General features: G+C 64.2%; 1 protein-coding gene. It reads left to right on the top strand.

Annotated features, from left to right (window positions below):
- Window positions 1-201 precede the first annotated feature (201 nt).
- The gene (locus GR183_RS21575) at window positions 202-7728 is read left to right on the top strand and encodes a cadherin-like domain-containing protein (protein WP_160777760.1); all 7527 of its coding nucleotides are present in this window, start codon (window positions 202-204) and stop codon (window positions 7726-7728) included.
- Window positions 7729-7926: the final 198 nt, after the last annotated feature.

Here is a 7926-nt window from a genome sequence, read left to right as displayed (position 1 = left end):
CGCGCTCCAGGACGAATACGAGCTTCTGGCCACGATCGGCACGCTGGTGGAAAGCCTCCAGATCGCCTCAAAGTAGGCCTCCCGCACGACTGTCGCGGCGCCCGGGTGCAAGCCGTCGGGGCGCCGCCCTTCCGGTTTTTCGTTTGATGATCCTCAGGGCCCCGAATTTCCGGGCGGCCTGCGGAGAAAGGGCTTTTTGACATGGCTATTGCGAAGGTGACGGGCCGCGACGGCGGCGTCCGCGAGATCGAGACGGTCGAGCAGGAAACGGTCGTCAGGGTCGTCGACGGCGAGAAGGTCGAGATTACCGAGGCCGAAGTCGTCGAGCAGACGAGCGAGGGCGACGATCTCGTTCTTGTCCTGGACGACGGCAAGGTCGTGCGCGTGGAGGGCTTTTTCACCGAGGGTGGCGGCGACGGTGCGGAGGTCAGCTTCAACGGCGAGACCTTCGCGGCCTCTCAGGAATTCCGAGACAGCCTGCTGAACGGCGACGGTGGCGGCGATGGCGACGACGCATCGCAGGACGGTGGCGGTTCCGATCCGGCCGACGCGGCGCGGCCGGCCGGCAACGGCGACAACGACGGAGATGAGGCGTCCGGGGCGGCAAGCTCGACGGATGGCGGCGCCGATGCGGGGGAAGGCGAAGGTGGCGACGAGGGGCTGGCGCAGGACGGCGGCGAGACCGAGGGAGCTGGCGAGAACGGTCCGAGCGATGACGGTTCTCCGGACGGGGGCGTATCCGGCGATGGTTCTGATTCGGGTTATTCGCGCGACGGTGGTTTCGACGACGGGCGCGAGCTGAGCGAGCCGTCGGGCAATGGTCCGGTGTCATCGCCATCACCCGAGCCGGAGCCGGTCGCAACCCGTCCGGTGACAACGCCGCCGCCGGCGAGCGCGCCGCCGGTCGATCCGAATGATGCGCCGGCTGCGGAAGCCGATCTGGCGGATGCGGTCGAGGATGGCGAGGGCAATGTCAGCGGCAACGTGCTTTCCAACGACAGCGATGCCGACACCTCGGATGCCCTTGCGGTGTCGCGGGCGGCGGCGGGAGACGCGCTCGACGAAGCAGCGGATGCGGTGAGTGCCGACTCTCCGGCAACGCTGACCGGCACTTACGGCACGCTGACGCTGAATGCGGACGGCAGCTACTCCTATGTCGCCGATCAGGAGGCCGCGCAGTCGCTGGCGGAAGGGCAGGAGGTCACCGACGTCTTCACCTATGAGGTGTCCGACGGCAACGGCGGCACGCACGTTGCGCCCCTGGCGGTGACGGTGACCGGCGCGAACGACGCGCCCGTGGCCGTGGCCGACACGGCGGCGATCGCCGAAGATGCGCCCGCGGCGACGGGCAACGTGCTCACCAACGACAGCGACGTCGATGCGTCGGATGTGCTTTCGGTCACCGGCGCCGCGTTGGCGGGGCCGCGCGCCGCCATAGCGGATGTGAGCGAAGGCACACCCGGTGTCATTACCGGCATTTACGGCACGCTGACGCTGAACGCGGACGGCTCCTATTCCTATGTGGCCGATCAGGCTGCGGCGCAAGCGCTTGCGGTCGACGAGACGGCTGAAGACATCTTTTCCTACGAAGTTTCCGACGGCAACGGCGGCACGGACACGGCGACGCTGACAGTCACCGTCACCGGCGCGAATGACGCACCGGTCGCGGTGGCCGACACGGCTGCCGCGAGTGAAGACGATCTGGAAGGCACCGGCGGCATCGTGCTTTCCAACGACAGCGATGCCGACACCTCGGATGCCCTTGCGGTGTCGCGGGCGGCGGCGGGCGACGCGCTCGGGGGCGCTTCGGAAACGGTGAGTGCCGACACTCCGGCAACGCTGACCGGCACCTACGGCACGCTGACGCTGAATGCCGATGGCAGCTATTCCTACGTCGCCGACCAGGCGGCGTCGCAGACGATTGCTGCAGACGAAACGGTGGAGGACGTCTTTATCTATGAAGTCTCCGACGGCAACGGCGGCACCGACATCGCCACGCTGACGGTGACGGTAACCGGCACGAACGACGGGCCCGTGGCGTCGGCGGATGTGGCGGCGATCGCGGAGGATGCGCCCGCCGTGGATGGAAATGTGCTTTCCAACGACACGGATGCGGATGCGTCCGACGCGCTATCTGTCACCGGTGTCGCTTTGGCGGGGCCGCGCGCGGGGGTAGCGGAGGTGGGCGAAGAAACGCCCGGCGTCGTCACCGGCATCTACGGCACGCTGACGCTGAACGCGGATGGCAGCTATTCCTACATCGCCGACCAGGGAGCCGCGCAGGCGCTCGCCGTGGACGAGACGGTTGAGGATATCTTCTCCTACGACATCTCCGACGGCAACGGCGGCACGGACACGGCCACGCTGACGGTGACGGTGACCGGCACGAACGACGCTCCGGTGGCTGTGGCGGATACGGCGGCGATCGTCGAGGATGTGCCGGCCATGGACGGCAACGTGCTGGATAACGACGTCGACATGGATGCGTCGGACGTGCTCGCGGTGGCGCGGGCGGCCGCGGGGGACACGCTCGGCGCAACGCCCGCGACGGTCGGCGACTCACCGGCGGTGCTGACCGGTACCTACGGCACGCTGACGCTTAACGCCGGCGGCAGCTATTCCTACGTCGCCGACCAAGCCGCCGCGCAGGCGCTCGGCGTCGAGGAGGCGGAAGATGACGTCTTCATCTATGAAGTCTCCGACGGCAACGGCGGCACCGACATCGCCACGCTGACGGTGACGGTGACGGGCGCGAACGATGGACCGGTTGCGGTTGCGGATGTGGCGGCGATCTCGGAAGACGCCGCCCCCACGACGGGCAACGTGCTGGATAACGACAGCGACGTGGATGCGTCGGACGTGCTTACGGTCACGGTGGCTGCCGGCGCCAACGAACCCGAGGCCGTTCCCGCAGGAGCTCCGGCGGCGATCGCTGGCGCTCACGGCACGCTGACGCTGAGTGCGGACGGCAGCTATTCCTACGCGGTCGATCAGGATGCGGCGCAGGACCTGGCTGTGGGCGAGACGCGTGAGGACGTCTTTACCTATGAAGTGTCCGACGGTAACGGCGGCACGGATATGGCCACGCTGACCGTCACCGTCACCGGCACGAACGATGCGCCGGAGATTACCTCCGCCGCCACCGCCTCGGTCCACGAGGGTGCGACCGCCGTCACGACGGTCACGGCGAGCGACATCGACGCCAGCGATACGGCCACCTTTTCCATCACGGGCGGCGCGGACGCGGCGCTGTTTTCGATCGACGAGACCACCGGCGAACTCAACTTCATCGCGGCGCCCGACTTCGAGGCGCCGCAAGACAGCGAGATGGGCGACGGCGGCGAGGGCGAGCAGGACAACGTCTACGAGGTCGAGATCACCGTCACCGACGGTTCCGGCGTGACAGACGCGCAGGCGATTTCCGTTACGGTCAATGACATCATCGCCGACGGAGCGTTCGTTTTCTCCGAATTCGACGGCTCAAACGGCTTCGTCCTGAACGGCATTGCGGTGAATGACCAAACCGGTTTCGCGGTCTCTTTGGCGGGGGACGTGAACGGCGACGGCTTCGACGATGTGATCATCGGGGCAAGGTATGCCAGTCCGAACGGCTATATAAGCGCCGGCGAAACCTACGTGGTCTTCGGTGGGGCCGATATCTCCGAAGGTTTGGATGCATTCGACCTTTCGCGTCTTGCGGCTGGCGACGGCAGCGAAGGGTTTGTGCTGAACGGGACCTATTTCAATGATCAAAGCGGATGGTCCGTATCCACAGCCGGGGATGTTAACGGCGACGGCATCGACGACCTGATCATCGGGGCCAGGCGCGCGGACGTGAATGGCAACAGCGATGCCGGCGAGAGCTATGTGGTGTTCGGCGGCCAGTCTTTTGGCGCGACATTCGAGCTTTCGAGCCTGGCAATGGGGGATGGCAGCGCCGGCTTCGTGCTGAACGGCATCGATCAGGATGACGAGAGTGGCTTTTCGGTATCCTCGGCGGGGGATGTGAACGGCGACGGCATCGACGACCTGATCGTCGGGGCTCCGGGCGTGGATGGTAATATTATTACAACCGATATCGGAACCACCTATGTGGTGTTCGGTGGTCAGGCTTTTGGGGCGGAGTTCGCTCTTTCGAGCCTTGCGGGCGGCGATGGCAGCACCGGCTTCGCGCTGAACGGCTTCGTTGCGATTGGCAACAGCGGCCGTTCGGTTTCCTCGGCTGGGGATGTGAACGGCGACGGCATCGACGACCTGATCGTCGGGGCGCTCAATGGCGATCCGAGCGGCGACAATAGCGGCGAGACTTATGTGGTGTTCGGTGGGCCGGACATCACAAGCGGGACCGGCACGTTTGCGCTTTCCAGTCTTGCATCCGGAGTGGGGACGAACGGCTTCGTGCTAAACGGCGCTATGACGGGTAGTAACAGCGGCTGGTCGGTTTCCTCGGCAGGGGATGTGAACGGCGACGGTATCGACGACCTGATCATCGGGGCGCGCTACGCCGATCCGAACGGCAACAACCAGGCCGGCGAGAGCTATATTGTGTTCGGCGGGGCGGGCATCGGCACGGGAGGCTCTTTCGAGTTGTCGTCGCTGGACGGCACGAACGGCTTCGTGCTGAACGGCGTCAATGCGGGTGACGAGAGTGGCTATTCGGTTTCCTCGGCGGGGGACGTGAACGGTGACGGCGTGGACGACCTGATTATCGGGGCGCGGTTTGCCGACCCCAACAACGTGTCCGATGCCGGGCGCAGTTATGTGGTGTTCGGCGGGCAGGATTTCGCCGCACTGGCGGTGGATGGCGAGATCGACCTTTCCTCGATCGGCCAGCCGGACGGGCTTGCCGGTTTCGTGCTGAGCGGGATCGACCCGTATGACCAGAGCGGCTCGGTTTCCTCTGCCGGTGACGTGAACGGGGACGGCTTCGACGATCTGATCGTCGGGGCGGTCAGGGCCGATCCGGACGATACAAACCTTGCCGGAGAGGCCTACGTCGTCTTCGGCGGCGATTTCTCCGGCGGGGTGACGGTCGGGGGCGACGGCCGTGATTCTCTGATGGCGACAGGCGGTAATACGGCGGGCGATCAGCTCGTCGGCGGATTGGACGATGATCTGCTCCTCGGCGACGGCGGGGCGGATGTCCTGTCGGGTGGCGCTGGCGATGACTGGCTCGTGATCGGTGATGCGAATTTCCTGCGCGTTGACGGCGGCAGCGGGTCGGACAGGCTGAGTTTCGATGCGGCGATCGACCTCGACCTGACCCAAATCGCCAACACGCGGCTGGAAAGCATCGAGACCATCGATCTCGGTGTGGGCACCAATGACAGCACGCTGACCCTCAACGCCGAGGATGTCTTCGACATCAACGGCACGGTGGACAACGTGCTGATTGTAAGGGGCAATGCGGATGATACGCTCAACCTGCGCAATCTGGCTTCCGACCATCCGCTGGCCCGCGGCGCTTGGGTCGAGGGAGCGACGGCAAATGGCGTCACGTCTTACGAATTCACGGTCGGCGGCGAAGTCCGGGCGACGGTGAATGTCTCCGATACGGTGACTGTCAATGCCGATCCCGCGCCTCTAGTTGCTCCTCCCGATCTAGTCGACCTCGATGGCACGAATGGCTTCGTGCTGAGGGGAGTAGTTGCGGGTGACTATGCCGGCTCCACGGTTTCCTCAGCGGGGGATGTGAACGGCGACGGCATCGACGATGTGATCATCGGGGCGTATCGGGCCTATCCGAACGGGACTGATTCCGGCGCGAGCTATGTGGTGTTCGGCGGGCAGGCTTTTGCGGATGGATTCGAACTTTCGAGCCTTGAAAACGGCACAGGCATCTCTGGATTTGTGGTGAATGGAGCCGGCTCGGATAATCGTTTCGGAATCTCGGTTTCTTCAGCAGGGGATCTGAATGGCGATGGCGTGGACGACCTGATCATCGGGGCGAATCGGGCCGATCCCGAAAATCCGGATATGACGACCCGTGGTAACGCCGGGCAAACCTATGTGATCTTCGGCGGGCCGGATATAAGCGGCGGTGCCGGTGCGTTCAGCTTGTCGAGCCTCGACGGGACGAATGGCTTCATACTGAACGGGGTCGCTGCCGATGACCTCAGCGGTCGGTCAGTTTCCTCAGCGGGAGACGTGAACGGCGACGGTATCGATGATCTGATCATCGCGACGGATAATGCCGATCCCCAGAACCCCGATATGACGGCCCGCAATAGTGCGGGTCAAACCTATGTGGTTTTCGGTGGATCGGAGATTGGAAACACCGGTATTTTCGAGCTTTCGAGCCTCGATGGTACGAACGGCTTCATGCTGAATGGCGTACTTTCGGGTGACCGCAGCGGCAGTTCGGCCTCTTCGGCGGGCGACGTGAACGGCGATGGCATCGATGACCTGATCATCGGGGCGGGGCAGGCCGATCCGAACGGCACCAGTTCCGGCGCGAGCTACGTGGTGTTCGGCGGGTTGGATATTACGGGCGGCACGGGCACGTTCGAACTGTCGGATCTCGATGGCACGAACGGCTTCGTGCTGAATGGCGTTGATGCAAGTGATTTCAGCGGCCAGTCGGTGTCCTCCGCCGGTGACGTGAACGGTGACGGTATCGACGACCTGATCATCGGGGCGAGGCAGGCCGACCCGGAGAATCCGGATATGACGATCCGCAGCGGTGCCGGCGAGAGCTATGTGGTGTTCGGCGGGCCGGGCATCGGTTCAGGCGGATCGTTCGAGCTGTCGTCGCTGAATGGAGCAAACGGCTTCGTGCTGAACGGTGTCGCTGCGAATGACCGAAGCGGCGTTTCGGTCTCCTCGGCCGGCGATGTGAACGGCGATGGTGTCGATGACCTGATCATCGGGGCGAGTCAGGCCGATCCGAACGGTGACCGAAGCGGCGAGAGCTATGTGGTGTTCGGCGGGTTGGATATTACGGGCGGCACGGGCACGTTCGAACTGTCGGATATCGATGGCACGAACGGCTTCGTACTGAATGGCGTTGATGAAAGTGATTTCAGCGGCCAGTCGGTGTCCTCCGCCGGTGACGTGAATGGCGATGGTTTCGATGACCTGATCATAGGGGCGTTCAATGCCAACCCAACCGGCGATGCTGCCACGGGTGCGGGTTACGTCGTCTTCGGCGGCGATTTCTCCGGCGGCGTGACGGTCGGAACTGACGGCGCAGATACGCTCATGGCGACAGGCGGCAACACGGCGGGCGATCAGCTCGTCGGCGGTCTGGGCAACGACACGCTCGTCGGCGACGGCGGGGCGGATGTGCTCTCCGGTGGCGCGGGCGATGACACGCTGGCGATCAGCGATGCGAATTTCGTGCGCGTCGACGGCGGCGGTGGGTCGGATACGCTGCGCTTCGACGCTGCAATCGACCTCGACCTGACAGGTCTGTCCAACAACTCCATCGACAGCATCGAAACCATCGACCTCACGCAGGACGGCGGCAACTCCACGCTGACGCTCAACGCCGAGGATGTTTTCGACCTCAACGACACGGAAGGCAACGTGCTGGATGTGTTGGGCAATGTCGGCGATACGGTGAACTTCGCCGCGCTTGATGGTGGGCATCCGAACGCTGGTGGAACCTGGGAAGTGGGTGCAAGTTCCGGAGGGAGCACGGCATACGAATACACGGTCGGCGGCGACGTATTGGCGACGGTGATCGTCGATGACACGGTGAACCTGAGTGGAATTAACGCAGGATAAGAATATAGGACAAGCATGTCCCCGGCAGACGAAAACCGGTGCCGGGGGCAGGCGGAATCCGCAGCATTGCCGGGCGCGCATCGTACCTTGTGCGGGATTACGTGCTGATACAATAATATGCCCGATCTGAATTGGGGAGTTATTCCTTGACGGAGCAGAAGCCGGTCTTCGAGATCACCACCTCGCGCCAGTTCGAGA

It is taken from the genome of Stappia sediminis, from assembly GCF_009826895.1.
Lineage (GTDB): Bacteria > Pseudomonadota > Alphaproteobacteria > Rhizobiales > Stappiaceae > Hongsoonwoonella > Hongsoonwoonella sediminis.
The sequence above is the reverse complement of the archived record's forward strand: the minus strand, read 5'-3'. Positions and strand labels throughout refer to the sequence as shown.